Source organism: Agrobacterium tumefaciens, assembly GCF_005221325.1.
Classification (GTDB): Bacteria; Pseudomonadota; Alphaproteobacteria; order Rhizobiales; family Rhizobiaceae; genus Agrobacterium.
Genome location: NZ_CP039889.1, coordinates 1,833,972 through 1,852,243, shown reverse-complemented (window position 1 = coordinate 1,852,243; position 18,272 = coordinate 1,833,972). Strand labels below are relative to the sequence as shown.

Annotated in this window: 16 protein-coding genes; 10 read left to right on the top strand and 6 right to left on the bottom strand. The window is 59.7% G+C overall.

The features are described from left to right. Position 1 precedes the first annotated feature (1 nt). From CFBP5499_RS23460 to CFBP5499_RS23450, 3 genes are all read right to left on the bottom strand, one after another. On the bottom strand, positions 2 to 946 hold the full coding sequence (locus CFBP5499_RS23460) for an ABC transporter permease (protein ID WP_080827891.1): 945 nt from the start codon (positions 944 to 946) through the stop codon (positions 2 to 4). Continuing rightward, positions 943 to 2,436: a sugar ABC transporter ATP-binding protein gene (locus CFBP5499_RS23455; protein ID WP_080827892.1), complete on the bottom strand. Its 1,494-nt coding sequence runs from the start codon at positions 2,434 to 2,436 to the stop codon at positions 943 to 945. The genes CFBP5499_RS23460 and CFBP5499_RS23455 overlap by 4 nt, the downstream gene beginning before the upstream one ends. Positions 2,437 to 2,539: 103 nt before the next feature. After that, the gene (locus CFBP5499_RS23450) at positions 2,540 to 3,562 is read right to left on the bottom strand and encodes a substrate-binding domain-containing protein (protein WP_080827893.1); all 1,023 of its coding nucleotides are present in this window, start codon (positions 3,560 to 3,562) and stop codon (positions 2,540 to 2,542) included. Positions 3,563 to 3,859: 297 nt separating this feature from the next. On the opposite strand from CFBP5499_RS23450, the gene CFBP5499_RS23445 reads away from it, so the two are divergent. Together CFBP5499_RS23445 and CFBP5499_RS23440 are read left to right on the top strand one after the other, a co-directional pair. Beyond that, positions 3,860 to 4,255 carry a (R)-mandelonitrile lyase gene (locus CFBP5499_RS23445; RefSeq protein WP_080827894.1) on the top strand — a complete coding sequence of 132 codons (396 nt, stop codon included), beginning with the start codon at positions 3,860 to 3,862 and terminating at the stop codon, positions 4,253 to 4,255. Positions 4,256 to 4,412: 157 nt separating this feature from the next. Further along, positions 4,413 to 5,288 carry a hypothetical protein gene (locus CFBP5499_RS23440; protein WP_080827895.1) on the top strand — a complete coding sequence of 292 codons (876 nt, stop codon included), beginning with the start codon at positions 4,413 to 4,415 and terminating at the stop codon, positions 5,286 to 5,288. On the opposite strand, the gene CFBP5499_RS23435 is transcribed toward CFBP5499_RS23440, so the two are convergent. Continuing rightward, complete coding sequence (locus CFBP5499_RS23435) at positions 5,278 to 6,342, bottom strand: LacI family DNA-binding transcriptional regulator (RefSeq protein WP_080827896.1); 1,065 nt, start codon at positions 6,340 to 6,342, stop codon at positions 5,278 to 5,280. The genes CFBP5499_RS23440 and CFBP5499_RS23435 overlap by 11 nt on opposite strands. A gap of 139 nt (positions 6,343 to 6,481) precedes the next feature. Between CFBP5499_RS23435 and CFBP5499_RS23430 the strand changes: the two genes are divergently transcribed. From CFBP5499_RS23430 to CFBP5499_RS23405, 6 genes are all read left to right on the top strand, one after another. Further along, positions 6,482 to 7,516, top strand: a complete 1,035-nt coding sequence (locus CFBP5499_RS23430; RefSeq protein ID WP_080827897.1) for a Gfo/Idh/MocA family protein — start codon at positions 6,482 to 6,484, stop codon at positions 7,514 to 7,516. Positions 7,517 to 7,528: 12 nt separating this feature from the next. Then, the gene (locus CFBP5499_RS23425) at positions 7,529 to 8,431 is read left to right on the top strand and encodes a sugar phosphate isomerase/epimerase family protein (RefSeq protein ID WP_080827898.1); all 903 of its coding nucleotides are present in this window, start codon (positions 7,529 to 7,531) and stop codon (positions 8,429 to 8,431) included. A gap of 62 nt (positions 8,432 to 8,493) precedes the next feature. Beyond that, positions 8,494 to 9,726, top strand: coding sequence for an ABC transporter substrate-binding protein (locus CFBP5499_RS23420; protein ID WP_080827899.1), 1,233 nt, complete (start codon positions 8,494 to 8,496; stop codon positions 9,724 to 9,726). Between the two features lie 113 nt (positions 9,727 to 9,839). Next, positions 9,840 to 10,742 (top strand): carbohydrate ABC transporter permease, encoded by a 903-nt coding sequence (locus tag CFBP5499_RS23415; protein WP_080827900.1) that lies wholly within the window; start codon positions 9,840 to 9,842, stop codon positions 10,740 to 10,742. Then, the gene (locus CFBP5499_RS23410; RefSeq protein WP_080827901.1) at positions 10,739 to 11,566 is read left to right on the top strand and encodes a carbohydrate ABC transporter permease; all 828 of its coding nucleotides are present in this window, start codon (positions 10,739 to 10,741) and stop codon (positions 11,564 to 11,566) included. The genes CFBP5499_RS23415 and CFBP5499_RS23410 overlap by 4 nt, the downstream gene beginning before the upstream one ends. Beyond that, positions 11,563 to 12,648: an ABC transporter ATP-binding protein gene (locus CFBP5499_RS23405; RefSeq protein ID WP_080827902.1), complete on the top strand. Its 1,086-nt coding sequence runs from the start codon at positions 11,563 to 11,565 to the stop codon at positions 12,646 to 12,648. Before CFBP5499_RS23410 ends, CFBP5499_RS23405 begins: the two co-directional genes overlap by 4 nt. Before the next feature lie 75 nt (positions 12,649 to 12,723). Here CFBP5499_RS23405 and CFBP5499_RS23400 read toward each other — a convergent pair whose 3' ends face one another. Next, positions 12,724 to 13,389 carry a transglutaminase-like cysteine peptidase gene (locus tag CFBP5499_RS23400; RefSeq protein WP_080827903.1) on the bottom strand — a complete coding sequence of 222 codons (666 nt, stop codon included), beginning with the start codon at positions 13,387 to 13,389 and terminating at the stop codon, positions 12,724 to 12,726. A gap of 232 nt (positions 13,390 to 13,621) precedes the next feature. On the opposite strand from CFBP5499_RS23400, the gene CFBP5499_RS23395 reads away from it, so the two are divergent. Continuing rightward, positions 13,622 to 14,638 carry a DUF1402 family protein gene (locus CFBP5499_RS23395; protein WP_080827904.1) on the top strand — a complete coding sequence of 339 codons (1,017 nt, stop codon included), beginning with the start codon at positions 13,622 to 13,624 and terminating at the stop codon, positions 14,636 to 14,638. 377 nt (positions 14,639 to 15,015) lie between these two features. Continuing rightward, on the top strand, positions 15,016 to 16,572 hold the full coding sequence (locus tag CFBP5499_RS23390) for a TerC family protein (protein ID WP_080827905.1): 1,557 nt from the start codon (positions 15,016 to 15,018) through the stop codon (positions 16,570 to 16,572). 3 nt (positions 16,573 to 16,575) lie between these two features. Here CFBP5499_RS23390 and CFBP5499_RS23385 read toward each other — a convergent pair whose 3' ends face one another. Continuing rightward, on the bottom strand, positions 16,576 to 18,246 hold the full coding sequence (locus CFBP5499_RS23385) for a metallophosphoesterase family protein (RefSeq protein ID WP_080827906.1): 1,671 nt from the start codon (positions 18,244 to 18,246) through the stop codon (positions 16,576 to 16,578). Positions 18,247 to 18,272 lie beyond the last annotated feature (26 nt).

Here is an 18,272-nt window from a genome sequence, read left to right as displayed (position 1 = left end):
ATCAACGCCTCGTCACCAGAACGCCGCCGGCCAGCGCCGTCAGCACGATCAAACCCTGCACCAGTGTCTGGTACTCGAAGGGCAAGCCCGCAAAGAAAATCACATTACCGATCATGCCGAGCACCAGCGCACCGGCGATAGACCCCGTCGAACTGCCAAACCCGCCGGAAAGTGCGGTGCCGCCCAGAACCACGGCCGAAATGGAGGAAAGCGCCAGACTTGCGCCGAGCAGAGGATCGCCCGAGGCCGTCTCCCCGGTGAGGCACAGCGCAGCCAGCGCCGAAAACAGGCCGGAAATCATGTAGGCGCCAATGCGGATACCCGAGAGGCGCAGACCCGTCTGGAAGGCGCCGGTGCGATTACCGCCGACAGCCAGCAAATGGGTGTGGAAGGGAATGCGCGACACGATGAGCGTGAAGGCGATGCCGGCCAGCAGTACCCAGAGGACGAAGGGCAAACCGATGAAGCTGCCGGAATAAGTCTGCCAATAGGCTTCCGGCACCGGAAGGCCGGCCTGCGGCAGCACCCAGATAGCCAGCCCGGCGAAAATGATGCCGGTTGCGAAGGTCGTAACGATCGGCTGGAAGCGCAGGCCTGATATGAAGAGGCCATTGACCAGTCCACACAGCAGCCCGACAGCCGCACCCGCCGCCATGCCGGCGAAGACGGCACCCGTCGTGCCACCGAGTGCGGCGATGACGCTGACGGTGACGACATTGGCGAGCGCCACGATGCTGCCGACCGACAGATCGATATCTCCGGCCAGAATGACATAGGTCTGGCCGATGGCCACCAGGATCAGCGGCAGAAATGTCGTCAGGTTCGATTGCAGCACGGAGGGCTGAACAAAGGATGGCTGCAGAAACGTGTTCACGGCAACGAGCACGGCCAAAACGAAGAGGGTGATGATCCAGGGTTGCCTGCGCAGAAAACCGGACGAACTCATGCGGCGTCTCCATAGGCGGCGCGGGTCATGTTGACGGATGTCATGTCGGCTCCGGTCAGTTCCGCAGAAATACGTCCACCGTTGAACACAAGAATGCGGTCGGCATATTCGAGGATTTCCGCATCTTCCGAGGAATAAAGAAGGATGGTCGCGCCAGCATCGGCCTGCTGCCGCATCAGCGCGAAGAGATCGGCCTTTGCGCCGAGATCGATGCCCTTGGTCGGATCGTCGAGCAGAAGCAGCTTGGGCGATGTGGCGAGCCAGCGGGAAATGAAGATCTTCTGCTGGTTGCCGCCGGAAAGCGTGCCGATGGCCATGTCCATGCCGGCAAACTTCGTCTTCATATCATCAGCGACCTGCTGTACGCGCGGCCTCAGCGTTGCCGGCCGGACCAGCCGCATCTTCTCGCGCACCATCAGCGCGGCGACAAGATTTTCGAAGATCGACCGGCCCTGAAGAGACGCGTCGCGCCCACGGTCGCCCGAGACATAGGCAAAACCGTTGTGGACCGCCTGCGAAGGCTTGCCGACGATGATTTCGCGGCCCTCGAACCGGACTTGCCCCGTTGCAAAGGGGGTGGCGCCGAAGAGGCCTTTCAGCAAGGCCGATTGTCCCTGCCCCTGCAAACCAGCCAGACCGACGATTTCGCCCGGATAGGCTTCCAGAGAGACGCCGCGAACGCCTTCGCCCGCAACGTCGGTCACCTTTAGGCTCGGTGCGGCAGCGGCGCGTCCCTGCTGGCGGGCGGGTGCGGCGCGGACATCACCGACCATATCATGCACGACGGCTTCGCGGGTGGTAGCCGCGGTGTCGAGTTCGGAAATCGTCGCACCGTTGCGCATCACAGTAATGCGGTCGCAGACGGCAAAGACCTCGTCGAGACGGTGGGAAATCATGATGGTGGAAACACCGTCGGCCTTCTTGGCCCGGAGTATCTCGAAAAAGCGCTGGGACTGGCGGCCATCGAGTGCCGCCGTCGCCTCGTCCATGATCATCAGGCTGGCATTCTGAGCGAAGACCTTGAGGATTTCGACGAGCTGGCGCTGATCCGGCGGCAGATTGCCAACGATCGCATCCGGCTCCAGCCCCTCACCCGCCACGCCGTCAAACAGCGCAATCAGCCTGGTCGCCTCGGCCGTCAGCGCCTTGCCGTCAACAAAAATGCCGCGTTTCGGCTCGCGGCCGAGAAAGATGTTATCGGCGACGGAAAGCTGCGGAATGAGGCTCAGCTCCTGATAAAACAGGGCGATGCCGGCATTCTCCGCGTCACGCGGACTTTTGAAGCGCACTTCCGTGCCGTTGAACCGGATCGTGCCGCTGGTTGGCGCGACCGCGCCCGCAACGATCTTGCAAAGCGTGCTCTTGCCGCAACCATTGGCGCCCAGCAGCGCGTGAATTTCACCGCGACCGACGGTCAGCCTGCCGGCCGAAAGCGCGCGCACGGCACCAAAATTCTTCGTTATGCCGGCCGCTTCCAAAGCGTTCGCCATCGCAAGTCCCCGAATAATGCTTGTTACAGGCGGATGGCCAAGGCCCTTTCCGCACTCGAAATTCCGGTTCGGGCCGGCGTTTGCCGCCGGCCCGGTACGGATATTACTTGAAGAACTCGCCTGCCTGCTCCGGCGTCACGGTTGCCGTGACGGACCAGTAGCCGGGCTTGCCATCGGCGGCCTTGATATTGTCGGCAAGGTTGTCGTTGCTGACGAAGGGGATCGGAATATAGATGGCGTTACCATAGGTGCCGCCGAAGATACCGTCCTTGAATTCCTTGCCCTGCAGCTTCAAGACAGCGACATTGAGCGCGCTGGCCATGACACCAGGAGGATTGACCGAAGCGCCGGAATTGAACTTTTCCTTTTCCCAGCGGGTCATGAAGTCCTTGCGGATTTCACCGGTTGCGGCAATGTCCTTGGTCTTGCCGGCGCCCTCGATGGCGCGCCATGCGCCGTCCGCCATGCCGTCCTGCACCCAGACGCCGCTGATGTCGGGATAGGTAGCGAGCAGGTTCTGCATGGCCTGCTGGCCCTGCGCCTGATCCCAGCTCGCATTGGCTTCGTTCAGCACCTTGATGTCAGGATATTTCTTGAACACCTCACGGTAACCGGCGACGCGGGCTTCGTTTGCCGGGTTGCCGGCGATGCCGTTGATGGCGACCACGCTTCCCTTGCCCTTCAGCGAATCCGCAAGCCATTGCGCGGATTGCGCCGCCCATGCCTTCTGGTCGATGCCGACATAGATCGCATCCTTGGAGGACACTTCGGCGTCGGTGGCGATGACGAGGATGTTACGCGCCTTGGCCTGCGCGAAGATCGGATCGAAAGCGGTCGGGCTGCCGGGATTGATGAGGATCGCATCAACGCCCTGGTTCATGAAATTGCGGATATGGCCGATCTGCCCCTGCACATCGACATTGCCGCTCTGAACGACGACTTCGACCTTGACGCCCTTTTCGCCCCACGCCTTGGCGGCGGCCTGGGCCTCTTCGATCATCTGCGTGCGCCATTCGCTGCCGACGAAGGAATTGGAAAGACCGATCTTGAAGCTCTGCTCCTGCGCGTGCACGGACGTGCCGGCCGCCAGCACCATCGCGGCGGCAGCCATCAAATGTCTAAACATGAAAGTTTGCTCCTCCAAGCACGGTTCTCAATGATGAAACCGTTTACATTGGCGAATGTAACCGGTTTCATATTCGAGTCAATCCCGAGAATGATTTTTATCGGGATAGGTGTGAGGGAGCGAAATGCCGCCCGGCAGCTATGGAAAAGGCACCAACTATGAGCAAAGATAACCCCTTCAAAAACGGGATATAAAGACGCACACCAGCCTGCCGCGTGATCGGCTCTTCACTCCCCTGTGGACAAAAGGGGCATTCCCGCATCAAATCGCCGCACGAGACTCGTCAGGAGAATGACCATGGAAATATTGCGCTCGGGAACACGGGCATCGGCCAAAGGCCCGGACGGCTGGTTCACCGGTACGGTCCGCATCGATCCCCTCTTCAACCCTTTCGATGCCGAGCGGGTGCAGGGTGCCCAGGTCACCTTTGAACCCGGCGCGCGCACCGCCTGGCACACCCACCCCCTTGGCCAGACCCTGATCGTGGTATCCGGCCTTGGCCGCGCGCAGCGTGAGGGTGGGCCGGTGGAGGAAATTCGGCCCGGCGATATCGTGTGGTTCGCACCGGGCGAAAGACACTGGCACGGCGCAGCACCCAATATGGCCATGACCCATATTGCGCTTCAGGAGGTGAAGGACGGCAAGGTGGTGGACTGGATGGAACATGTGTCGGATGATCAATACGGCAGTTGACGAAGTGGCGGCGGGTGGCTCAGTGCCGTTTCGCCCTGCCCGCTCGCGACACGTTCTGAAACCGCCATGCCAAAGATAGCGAAAGCCATATGGCTTGAATCATCCATGCCAGTATAAAACTTTTTCATCCTGTTGATGGAAACCCGGGGGATATCGGATGAATTCAGGACGTCGTGGAGTTCTCGCATTTCTGGGCGGGCTTGTGCTGGCAAGGCCGTCTCTCAGCGCAGCATCAAGCAAGCCGGCAGCCTTTGCCGCCTCCCGTTCCAGCTACAAGCCGCGACATATCCTTTGTTTTCTCGGCCCTGAAAACGGGCTGGAGGCGCTCCAGAAGAGTGCCCGCGCCGCGATCGGTGATTTTGCGCCGGATTTCAGCCTCGACGAGGATTATTCGCAGGATGAGCCGGACGACCGGATGGACCGTTCCTTCAATGTCTGCTGGGACCGCGTCGACCCCGATGCCTACCAGCCGGAAGATGAGGAGGCCGTCGCCAGGCACGGCTCGGTTCTTTATGTGCTTGGCCCGTCCATGGATGCCGAAGCAGCCGTGAAGACAACCACAGATGCCCTCAGATTCGTACAGCATATGCTCGACAGCGGCGCCATCGCCGTGAAGGGGGAAAGTGCAGGCGTTGCCCATGGAGCAAGGCGCTGGAAGCAGCTCTTCGAGCAATCGCGCAGCGAAGCAGCTGCCGATGATGGAATGGCGCTTGCCAGAACCTGCCGTCTGGCTTTCGCGCGCCGCCCCATAGGCGACGATGCCGAGGGTATGACGAGCGTGGGGTTTCACCTGATTGGATTGCCAGATGTGCAGGTGCGCTTTACCAAAAATGGGGATCAGCCGTCCACGAACGCCGAACAGTTGAAGATCGCTGCGTTGATGGACGATGTCGCCGATCAAATGGCGCGTGACGGCGTCGAGGCAGCCGTGAAGGATCGTCGCGCCACCCTCGCCGACGACACACGGTATGAGGAAGACGAATATAAATTCAATCCTTTTGGCGTCGTCAGCATTAACGACGTCAAGCTTTGACGCCACCGGACGCAGCGGCCTGTGGAGCAGGCGCGGGATCGCTCTCGCCTGGCACCAGAAGCATGGGCCAGACGCAATGACGGGCCTGCTCGGGATAAAACGGCGCATAGGCCGGCATGGTCGACAATAGCGTCTGCGCCACCGTCACGCCGAGATCATGCAGGGACATGCGGAAACTGGTGAGGCGCGGCTCGAGAAACTGGCCGCGTGGACCATCGCGGAAGCCGATGACGGCGAGATCCCGCCCCGTTTTCAGGCCCGCTTCCGCAAGACGGCGATAAAGACCGACCGCCATCAACTCGTAGATCAGCACGATGGCCGTTGGCCGGGGCCGCATCTGCAGCCATTCGCTGGCGGCGTGATAACCGCCCTGCTCGCTCGATTTGGCGCGGATGACCAGGGAGGAATCATAGGCGATGCCATTGTCTTCCAGCGCGCGCCTGTATCCTTCCAGAAAAACGTAACCGAGATTGATATCGCTGTCGGGCGCAGCCACAGCGATCGAACGATGCCCGGCGGCAACAAGCCGGTCGACGGCATTTTTCGCCACACCCTCGAAATCGAGGTCGATCCAGGCGTGATCATCGCTGGAAGCTGTTCGGCCGAGCGCCACGAAAGGCAGGCGGTTCTGCTTCAGGAAATCGACACGTTTGTCGGTGCGCCGGGTCGCGGAAATGATCATCGCATCCACCATGCGGCGAGCCACCATGCGCTTCAAATATTCATCCGGATCCTCCTCCCCCGGGCAGGGCAGCACGATGAGATCGAGATTATGTCCGGAAAACACGCTTTGCAGGCCATCCGTCACACCCAGAAAGAAGTTGTCGGAGTTTTCAACGGTCTGCGCGTCGCTGCCGGTCATCAGGCCGATGACATTGGTGGTTCCCTGCCTGAGGCTGCGGCCGGACTGGTTGGCGACATAACCGAGCTTTTCCGCCGCTTCGAGAACACGGCGTCGCGTCTCTTCGTTCACATCGGGCTTGCCGTTCAGGGCACGGGAAACGGTGCCTATCGATATCTCCAGATAGTCGGCAAGCTGCCGGATTCCTTTCATGCATTCCCCTCCCAGGCCTGACGCGAAATCAACGCGTCTCTTAACGGTCTTGACATATCTAACATCGTTGGCATAGTCTCGTAAACGTTTACGACGCTCTGCGCAAAGAGGAGTTTGCAAAAGAGCCCGGGGAGATGAGATGACAGTTAATGCGGTTTTATGCGGGTGCGGAGCCATGGCCAAAGGCTGGTTGCGCGCCATTCAATCCACGCCGGAAATCGCCGGCGCGATAAGGATCGCCGGGCTGGTTGATCTGAACGAGGGCACGGCCCGCGCACTTGCCGAAGAATTCGCTCTCACTGACGCGGTCATCGGCACCGATCTTCGCGCGGTTCTTGCTGAAACGAAAGCCGACATCCTTTTTGATATCGTCATCCCGCAGGCACGCTTTGCCGTGGTTCAAGCCGGTCTCGCGGCCGGATGCCACGTCCTCAGCGAGAAGCCGCTTGCCGCCTCGATGGAGGAAGCCGCCACGCTGGTGGAGCTGGCGAAAAAAGCCGGCAAAATTCATGCTGTGGTGCAAAACCGGCGGTTTATTGCCGGTATCCGGCGGCTGCGCCGCGCACTGGAAGACGGCGTCATTGGTGACCTGACGGCCATCCATTGCGATTTCTTCCTCGGCCCGCATTTCGGCGGCTTTCGTGAGGAGATGAAGAACGTCCTGCTTCTCGACATGGCGATCCACACCTTCGATGCAGCCCGTTTTGTTGCCAATGAAAAGCCCCTTTCCGTCTTTTGCGTGGAGAAGAACCCGGTCGGCTCCTGGTATGCCCATGGGGCGAGCGCCAACGCCATTTTCGAATTCTCAAATGATGTCGTCTTCACCTATCGCGGTTCATGGTGCGCCGAAGGCGAGCGGACCAGCTGGGAAGCGCGCTGGCGGCTGATCGGTTCCAAGGGCATGATCCTCTGGGACGGCGAAGACAATTTCTCCGCCTCCGTGGCCGGGGACGAACCGGGGCTTCTGCGTGGATTTAAGACCGTAAACGTTTCCGATGCCGTTTCCGAGAAGGACACGCGCGGCCATGCCAGCGTCATTCTCTCGTTCCTCGAATCCATCCGCACGGGTGAGATGCCGGAAACGGCCTCCTTCGACAACATCAACAGCCTTGCCATGGTGATCGGCGCGATCGAAAGCGCCCGCCTCGGCCAGCGTGTTTCCATTGCAGCATAAGGACTGAAAGACGTGAGCAATCCGGCAACATCCATCCGCATCGGCACCATGGTCAGCGCCAGTAAGGGACAGGCGGCTGAGCGCATCGGCCAGATCGCCGATCTCGGCTTTGAAAGCTTCGAGCCATTCTTCTGGCAGACGACCAATGGGCAGGACCTTGCCGAACTCGGCAAGCGCTGCCTTGAGGCAATCGGCGACCGTGACATCACCATCGGCACGCTCGGCATGTTCGGCAATCCGCTTGAGGAAACCGAGATCGACCTTGAGACATTGCAGGGCTGGAAAGACTGTATCGACAACGCCCATCATTTCGGCGCCACCTGCGTTGCCGGGTTCACCGGCAGGCTGCGCGGCAAACCGCTGCCGGAAAGCCTGCCCAGATACAGGCAAATCTGGAGCGAGCTTGCCAAGCGCGCCGCCGACAAGGGCGTGAAGATCGCCTTTGAAAACTGTGCCATGGACGGCAACTGGCAGACAGGCGACTGGAACATCGCGCATAATCCCGATGCCTGGGAACTGATGTTCAACGAAACGCCGGATGAGCACATCGGCATCGAATGGGAACCCTGCCACCAGATGGTCTATCTCATCGATCCGCTGCCGCAGATCCGCAAATGGGCGGACAAGATTTTCCATGTGCACGGCAAGGACGCGACCATTCGCTGGGACGTCATTCGCGAGCACGGCATTTTCGGCAAGGAGAAATTCGTCTTCATGCGCACGCCGGGCTTCGGCGACAGCAACTGGACGGACATTATTTCCGAACTGCGCCTCGCCGGCTGGTCCGGCTCGATCGACATCGAAGGCTGGCATGACCCGGTCTATCGCGACGCGCTGGAAATGACGGGCCAAGTGCATGGCCTGAACTATCTGAAAAAATGCCGCGGCGGCGATTTCGTCGTCGATCCGACATAACGGAGACCTTTCGGGAGAAGGTTTCCAGATAAAGCAGCGACGATAACCAAGAGGAGGAGATTATGGGTATCGCGAAATACATGATGGCCGGTGCGCTTGTTCTGGCAAGCGTATCTGCCGGTGCGATGACTGCGCATGCGGAAGATGTGACCTTGACCTTGTGGTCGCTGGATCGTGATATCCAGCCCGCGCCGAACCTCATCAAAGAGTTCAACGCGCTCAACAACGGCATCAAGATCGAATATCGGCAATTGCAATTCGATGATGTGGTGAGCGAATCCATGCGCGCCTATTCGACCGGCAATGCACCTGATATCATCGCCATCGATAACCCCAACCACGCCATGTTCGCCTCACGCGGCGCCTTTCTCGACGTGACGGACATGATTGCGAAGTCGGATGTCATCAAGACGGAAAACTACTTTCCGGGTCCGCTGAAATCGGTGACGTGGGACGGCAAATATTTCGGCGTTCCGAAAGCGACGAACACGATTGCGCTTTATTACAACAAGGACCTGTTCAAGGCCGCCGGTCTCGATGCGGCAAAACCGCCGCAGACCTGGGACGAGCTGGTGGATGCTGCCCGCAAACTCACCAACCCCGCGAAGAATGTCTACGGCATCAGCTTCAGCGCCAAGGCGAACGAGGAAGGCACCTTCCAGTTCCTGCCCTGGGCGCAGATGGCGGGCGCGACCTACAAGAACATCAACACCGATGGCGCGGTGAAGGCGCTTGCGACGTGGAAAACCCTGCTCGACGAGAAGCTCGCTTCGCCGGATACGCTGACGCGCAGCCAGTGGGACTCCACCGCTACCTTCAATGCTGGCAACGCGGCCATGGCAATCTCCGGCCCCTGGGAAATCGACCGCATGCTCAAGGACGCCAAGTTCGATTGGGGCGTGACGCTGCTGCCGGTTCCGACACCGGACGCGCCGCGGTCTTCGGCCATGGGCGACTACAACTGGGCGATCTTCTCCAAGACCAAACATCCCGCCGAAGCCTTCAAGGCGATCGAGTTCTTCGCCTCGAAGGACAAGGACATGTTCAAGAACTTCGGCCAATTGCCGGCACGTTCCGATATTCCGGTTCCGCCCACCGGCAATGCGCTGAAGGACGAAGCGCTCAAGACCTTCGTTGAACAGCTGAAATATGCGCAGCCGCGCGGTCCCTCACCGGAATGGCCGAAGATTTCCAAGGCCATCCAGGATGCCATCCAGGGCGCCCTGTCGGGTCAGATGACGCCGAAGGCGGCACTTGATCAGGCCGCTGAAAAGATAAAGCTGGTCGACGGCTGATCCATATGGGTAGGTGGCCGGGTTCATCCGGCCCCATCCACGGGTTCCTCCCGGTGGGGCTGCCTGCTGCGACATGCAGCGGCGGCCCCGATCGGAGCTTGTGAGGATGTTTCATGAAAAAACTGTTTTCCAGCGTCAACGACGGTCGCGGGTTCGACATCGTCCTTGTCGCTTTTCCTTTGGGCTTCCTGTTCGTCATGGCGGGACTGCCGCTCATCTACAACATCGTCATGAGCTTTCAGGAAGTCGATATGTTCAGTCTGGGCACCTTCGTGCGCCCATTCGTCGGCTTCAAGAATTATGTCGATCTGTTCCGGCAGCCGGAAACCCTACCGATCCTGATGAACACCGTCACCTTCGTGGTCGCCTCGATTGCCGGGCAGTTCGCCATCGGTTTCGGACTTGCGCTGTTCTTCTGGGTGAATTTTCCGGGCGCCACCTGGCTGCGCGGCCTGTTCCTCGTGTCCTGGGTCATGCCCGGCCTCGTCGTCGGCGCGATCTGGAACTGGATCCTGTCGGGTGATTTCGGCGTCCTGAATTTCTTCCTGCGGGAAAGCGACCTGATATCGGGCAATATCTTCTGGCGTTCGGACGCGAATTTTTCGCTCTGGGCCGTCGTCATCGCCAATGTCTGGCTCGGCACCTCCTTCAATATGATCCTGCTTTCGGTGGGCCTCGCCTCCATTCCCGGCGATCTCTACGAGGCGGCGGAACTGGATGGCGCCAGCGCCTGGCAGCGTTTCTACACCATCACCCTGCCGATGATGCGCTCCACCATCGGCGCGATCGTCTCGCTCGGCCTGATCTTCACGCTGCAGCAATTCGATCTTTTTGCCGCAATTACCGATGGCGGGCCGAACAACAGCTCCAACGTGGCGCAATATTGGGCCTGGGATCTTTCCTTCCGGCAATATGATTTCGCCAAGGGCGCGACGATATCCGTCATCATGATCGTTTTCGTCATGCTGGCTTCCGTCGTCTATGTACGCTCGACACGGCATGAGGTGCGCGGATGAGCATCACCAACCGCAACCGCCTGATGCTGGCAATCGCCATCATTCTCGCGATCATCTATCTCTTTCCGCTGTACTGGATGTATCTGACCTCGCTCAAAAGCGGCTCGGAAATGTTCGCCAATCCGCCCGCCTTCTGGCCCGGCGACCCGCAATGGCAAACCTATGCCTATGTCTGGGAAAGCCGCAACATGGGGCGTTACCTGTGGAACTCTGTATTGATCGCCTCCAGCGCGGTGCTGCTGATCACCATTCTCGGTGTCGGCTGCGCCTATGTTCTCGCCCGATATCGAAATGTCTGGGTGGATATCGGCCTGTTCCTCATCCTCATGCTGCAAGTCCTGCCGGCATCGCTGATGATCACGCCGATCTTCGTCGGCTTCTCGCAATTCGGGCTTCTGGACTATCCGCGCCTGTCGGTCATCCTTGCCATTGCGGCCAAAAGCATGCCCTTCTTTGTCGTGCTGGTGCGCGCCACCTTCATGGCCGTGCCGCAGGAGCTGGAAGAGGCAGCACTTGTGGATGGTAACTCGCGGGTCGGCGCTTTTTTCTACATCGTGCTGCCGCTGGCCAGAAACGGCATTCTCGTCAGCGCCATTCTCATCTTCATGCAGGCCTTCGGTGAATTCGTTTATTCGAAATCGATGATCCAGGCAGCGGAATTGCAGCCAGCCAGCGTCGGCCTCAATTCCTTCATGGGCCCCAATACCAGCGAATGGAACAACATCATGGCCTATGCGACCATGTATGTGACGCCCATTCTCGCCCTCTTCATTCTCTTGCAGCGCCGCATCGTGTCCGGCCTGACATCAGGAGCGCTCAAATGACCCTTCAGATCGAACTTTCCGGCGTCAACAAATATTACGGCGCTTTCCATGCTCTGAAAAATATCGACCTTTCCATCAAGAAGGGCACCTTCGTCGCACTTGTCGGTCCTTCCGGCTGCGGCAAGTCCACCCTTTTGCGCTCGCTGGCCGGGCTGGAGAGCATCTCGGCAGGCGATATGCGCATTGCCGGCACGCTCATGAACGGTGTGCCGCCGCGAAAGCGCGATGTGGCCATGGTGTTCCAGTCCTATGCGCTCTATCCGCATATGACGGTGGAGGAAAACCTCACCTATTCGCTGCGCATGCGCGGCGTCGCCAAGGCAGAAGCCCGCAAGGCAGCGGAAGAGGTTGCGGCCACGACCGGACTTTCCAAGCTGATGAAGCGTTATCCGCGCGAACTCTCCGGCGGCCAGCGCCAGCGTGTGGCCATGAGCCGGGCGATCATCCGCAACCCGCAGGCCTTCCTGTTCGATGAGCCGCTTTCCAACCTCGATGCGGCGTTGCGCGTCCATATGCGCAAGGAAATCCGCGCGCTGCATGATCGCCTGCATGCAACCTCGGTCTATGTCACGCATGACCAGATCGAGGCGATGACCATGGCCGATCATGTCGTCGTCATGCGCGATGGTGTGATCGAGCAGCAGGGCACGCCGCTCGAACTCTACGACCGCCCGGTCAATCGTTTCGTTGCAGGCTTCATCGGCTCGCCGGCGATGAATTTCATTCCGGCCGTGGTCAGCCCGGACGGCGCTTCGCTCCTGCTGCAATTCGGCGAAGGCGAGCCGCAGCAGTCCATCGGAAACCCGGCTCCCTTACCGCCCGGCAAGCGCATCATTGTCGGTATCAGGCCGGAACATATCCGGCCCGCAACAGCAATCGGTGCGGCGCTGACGTTACCCGTTTCGGCCGTGGAAACCACCGGTTCTGCCACTTTCCTCACCCTCGGCACATCGACCGAAGTGGTCATCGCGATACAGGGACGCAGTGAGGTCAGGAGCGGCGAAGTCGTCGGCCTCGACATCAACCCGACCGACCTGCATTTGTTCGATGAAGAAACGGGAGCCGGCCTCGGAGGCCGGTGAAGCGAAACATGCGGCATATTGGGACCGGACAGCCCCTTTGAGGGCTTTCCGCGTCCACAATGAGAGGCGAAAGCTTCAGCGCCCCATGATGATGTCGAGGATGTTGCGACGCGAGGTGGCGGAGGTGGCGGTGGCGCGGCCAACCTCACGGGCGGCGATGGCGGGCGAACCGGAGCCTTCAATATCCACCCACCGACCGGCATGCTCCGTGGATTGACGCTTGAGATAGGTATAGGGCGTTTCGTCCCAGCGAAAAATCTTCGACTTCATATTGTCGAGAATGAAATCTCCGCGGTCAGTTCTCACCGTGAGGATGGCGTGGCCATCGCCTTTTTCGTCCCTGACGACGGTGATCAGCAGGTCGGAAACCGGCAAACCGGCATCCATAAGCCGCTTCCGTTTCTCCAGCGCAAGGTCCTCGCAGTCTCCCGCGCCGTTATAGGGATATTCCCAATAATCTTCGTAACCCCACACTTCCATGTCGGTCCGCTGGTCAATCTCGGTATTGACGGCATTGTTGACCGAAACGAGGGTAGCCCAGACATCAGGGGTAAGACTGAGCGGCGGCATTTCCTTGATCGGCTGGCATTCAGCCGAATGCCGCTGGCAGAAGTCATAGTGCCCGACGGGTTGTGACGTGATCCTGCCCGTCTGCATCGAGGGAGACGCCTGCGCCGGCGCGGCCAAACCCACGACGGCCAGAATGAAACATGCTTGCAGCGATTTGATGAGATGGGTCATGTTCGTCTCCTGACGACATGAGCTATCCGTGGCGACTTGAGGTCCCATGAAACAAAATGCTCGACTTTTAACGACTCCGAAAATTCCGGCCCGGATGGTTGCAGAAGGAGCGGCGACAGCATTCCGGGCGGCAACAACGGTAAAGTGAGCGGCGGCAACTTGCCACGCGCAGGCGGCCTGCCTTAAGAAGGAGCCCTCACCGCAACACGACCCCCATCATAGAGAACGCTGTATGAGCCTGTTTGCGAAGTCCACCCGCGCGGCCGCTGTCCTTCTGGCGCTGACCTTCCTGCCTTCTTATGCCGCAGCCCAGCAGATGGTCGTTGTGCCCCCCGGTAACCGCTCGGCAGAACAGCCCGAAATACCGCAGGCCTCGGCCATCAGGACGAAAGCCTTCTCCACGACCTACGAGGAAAAATTCCGCAAGACGGTCGATCTCCTGAACAGTGAACCCGGCCTGCTGGGCAAGATCAGGAAGGCCGGTGCGGCCTACGGCATCGACCCGATCCACATCGTTGGCGCGATCGTCGGGGAACATACCTTCAACGTCTCGGCCGTGGATCGCATGCAGACCTATTATATCAAGGCCATCTCCTATGCCGAACTCGATATCAAGTTCAGCTATAACGGCGTGGCCCTGAAGACATTTCTCCAGCGGCCGGAATTCCGCTCCTGCGAAGCCCTTACCACCACGTCGGAACAATGGAGCTGCCGCGATACCGTCTGGGACCAGAGCTTCCGTGGCAAGGTAGTGGATGGCGCGAGCTATGAGGCAATCTCCTTCCAGCGGGCCTTCTTCCAGCCCTTTTACGCGGGGCAGACTTTCGGGCTCGGCCAGATCAGCCCGCTGACGGCCCTGCAGGTCACCGATCTCGTGAACAAAACGAGCGGCCTGCCGAAACTCTCGGCAGACAGGCCGAAGGATATCTACCGCGACGTCATGGATCCCGACCGCAGCATCCTCTACATCGCCGCCATCATCAGGGATTCCATCGACGCCTACAGGGAAAAGGGCTTCGACATTTCCGGCAACCCCGGCATCACCGCCACGCTCTACAATGTCGGCCAACCAAGACGACGCGCGGAACGACTGCGGACCGCCGTGGATGCCGGCGCAAAAAAACTGCTGCCGGTTGAAAACTATTATGGATGGCTGATCAACGACCGTCTCGACGTCCTGAAAAACATTCTCGACGGCAAGGCCCTCGACCGGCGCACGACCTCCGATATCGGCGAGAAAAAGCAATAACGGCCTTTTTCCGCCGAACAGCCGGCAATCGCTCAGATTGCATGGCGCTGGGTGGTTTCGGTAAATAATCGCGCATTTTGCGCGCAAAAATTGCTGAACCGCATCGTTTCGGCAGCAAAAAATCGAAAACCGCTTTTCCAACCGTCGAAAATTTGCTAGTTGGACCGGCACAAGAATTTACTGATAGTGGGATAAATCCGCCCTATGCCTGACGAAGGCGACAGTACCGACAGTAGTCAACACCGAACGAGGCTGGCTCGCATAACGCGACGCCAGCCTCGGATTTTCTTGTTTTCCTTAAAGCAGATGCTTCCACCCTCGGATGTTCGGTCCGGGGTTTTGCGCGTTCGCACCCATTCCCATAAAGGCTCCTGAACATGGAATTCCTCGCAGATCCGAATATATGGATCGGCCTCGTCACCCTTATCGTTCTCGAAGTCGTCCTCGGCATCGACAATCTCGTCTTCATCGCGATCCTTGCCGACAAATTACCGCCGCACCAGCGCCATCGGGCGCGGATCGTCGGCCTGTCGCTTGCGCTCATCATGCGCCTCCTGCTGCTGTTTTCGATTTCATGGATCGTCACGCTGACGCGGCCGCTTTTCACCGTCGCGGATTTCTCCTTTTCCGGTCGCGATCTCATCCTCATCCTCGGCGGCGCCTTCCTGCTCGCCAAGGGCACGATGGAACTGCACGAACGGCTGGAGGGTGACCAGAAGCCGAAACAGGGCAAGGTGGTGCATGCGGTCTTCTGGCAGGTCATCGTGCAGATCGTCGTGCTCGACGCCGTCTTCTCGCTCGACAGCGTCATCACCGCCGTCGGCATGGTCAATAATCTCTGGGTGATGATTACCGCCGTCTGCGTGGCCATGGCCGTGATGATGGCGGCTTCGCGGCCGCTGATGGCCTTCGTGTCGAAACACCCGACCGTGGTCATTCTCTGCCTTGGTTTTCTCCTGATGATCGGCTTCAGCCTGATCGTCGAGGGTTTCGGTTTCCATCTGCCCAAGGGTTATCTTTATGCCGCCATCGGTTTTTCCGTGCTCATCGAGGCGGCAAACCAGATCGGCCGGCGCAACCGTGAAAAGCGCATCACCGCCGGTGATATGCGCGAGCGCACCTCCGATGCCATTTTGCGACTTCTGGGTGGCCGGATCGGCGAACAGCCGTCCCTTGGCGAGACCGCCGACGTTATTGCCGCGCAGGCCGCGCAAGGCGATTTGTTCAAATCCGAAGAAAAGGACATGATCCGCGGGGTGCTCACGCTTGCCGAACGCCCCGTCATCTCCATCATGACGCCACGAACGGAGATCGACTGGCTCGATATCGACGCCGATCACGACACGTTAAGAAGCCGCCTGCTGGAACTCGACCATTCCCGGCTGATGCTGGCGCAGGGCAAGCTGGACTCCTTCCTCGGCGTCGCCGCCACCAGAGACCTGCTACGCGATCTGCTGCATGACGGAAAACTGAACCTCGAACGCTCGCTGCGCGAACCCCTTGTCGTGCATGAAAGCGCCACGGCCTTGCAGGTCATGGAACAGCTGCGCACATCGCCACTCCAGATGGCCGTCATCATCGACGAATACGGCACGCTTCAGGGTATCGCCACGCCCACGGACATCCTTGAGGCGATTGCGGGCGAGTTTCCGGACGAGGGCGAAGAAGCCCAGATTTCCGGCCTCAATGAAGATGGCTCCTGGCTGATCGACGGAACCGTCGATATCCGACGCGTCTCCTATCTCCTTGATATCGATCTGGTGGATGATGCCGACCGTTACTCCACGATTGCCGGCTACATCCTCTGGCGCCTCAGCCGCCTTCCCGAAATCGGCGAACGTATTTCCGGCGAAGGGTTCGAGTTCGAGATCGTTTCCTGCTCGGACAGGAACATTGAAAAAATACGGGCATGGAACACCAGCCTTGCCGCTTGACGGTCACACGGAAACAGGCTCGTGTTTCCGTGCAGGCTCAATCTCCACGCGCCGCGGGCTCGCTTCGGCGCGATCGAGAAACAGGCCGAGTGCAGCAAAGAAGATTTCGAGAAAACTTTTAACGGAACCGTCATGGCGATCAGCCTCGCGGCCGAGACGCTCAGCCAGTATCCGGTAAAGGGTAAGCCGCTGAGGCGCGATATGTGGCAGGGCCAGCCCCACGCCCTGGCGCAGGCAATACCAGTCAGTGATAAGCTCGATCATCGGCATATCGGCCTGTTCAGAGGCAATGCTCTTTTCCCCGAGTAGGCCAACGACATCCCGCACCGTTTTACCGGCCATCGCCGCAACGAATTCCGCCCTCCATTCCCGGGGGAAATAACGATGCGTGATCAATGCCCGCTGGTGGGCGCGCAGAAAGCCGCCGTAATCGCGCGCCGCAAAGGCCCGGTCCTGCGCCTCGCCGGCAAGTGTCATTTCCTGCGCATATCCACGGCAGATGCGGCCATTCACCGGCAGATGGGCCATCTCCACCGTTTCCACGGCGATTTCCTGACGCGACGGGTGGACGACCTTGAAAGCCGGTGGGAAAGCGACGAGCGACGGAACGGCGATATTGGTGAGTGATTTCTCCCCCTTCCTGCGCCGTGTAACCCCTTCCACATGCAGATGCCCGCTGAAATGCACGGCAAGTCCGGCCTTTATCAGCGCGTTCTCCACCGCCTTGCGCGGCATGCGCCGCACGGCGGTGGTTTCGCCGAACAGGGCGCTTTCCACGCTGATTGCACCATCAAAGGGATCGAGCGCCGGATAATGGGAAAAGCCGAGCAAAGTCTTGCCGAGCGCTTCTGCCCTGGCGCGCACATCGGCGATCCAGTCGAGAATGAACGGTTTGCAGCGCAGAAGCGCATTCCAGCCGGCGCCGGTGCTGTCGATGAAGGCCGCCTCCTCGCCTCGTTTAAAGCTGCCGTCGCGCGGTTCGAAAATATTGGCGTCGATCATCATGAGCCAGAGGCCAGGCTCCGGCTCGACCAGATAGGAGGCATCCATCAGAGTATAGACATTGCGGCCGTCGAGGGAGCGCACCTCATAGAGCCGGTCCTGCGGCGCATCGGAGAGGCCGAAAGGTGTTTCCCAATGCAGATAATCCGGCTGTCGGAAATAACCGAAGGCCGTCATGGGGCCGAGACCTTCCGGGTAGCCTTCGCAATACATGCGCTCGCTGATAACGACCCGTTCCCCTGCCCGGTTCGCATCGCTCGAGACGGAGAGGCGCTCGCCGTTCTCCACCAGGAACTCCTTGGTTTGATGCCGGCCGCACGGCCCGAAAACATCGTGGTTTCCGGGCAGCGCATAAAAGGCGGTGCCATGGGCATCGCGATGGCGCTCAAGAATGCCCTTCAGCGTTTGTGTCGTCGCGCGCTGGCCGTCATCGGTGTAGTCGCCCAGCAGCACCACATGGCGAATGCCGCGCTGCCGCACCTCTTCCAGCGCCGCGTGCAGCGCATCGGCGCTCTCGTTAAAAACCCGGGTGGAGTCGCGCGTTTCCGACCAGCTGCGCATGGTGATGCGCTGGCCATCGACCTCGATCCCAGTAAATCCGAAATCCGCGGCCGTGTCATGAAAATGCGCGTCGGCAATGACGGCAACGGAAGGAAGCAAAGATGTCAGCATGAGTAAACGGTCTTTCTGCCAAGCAA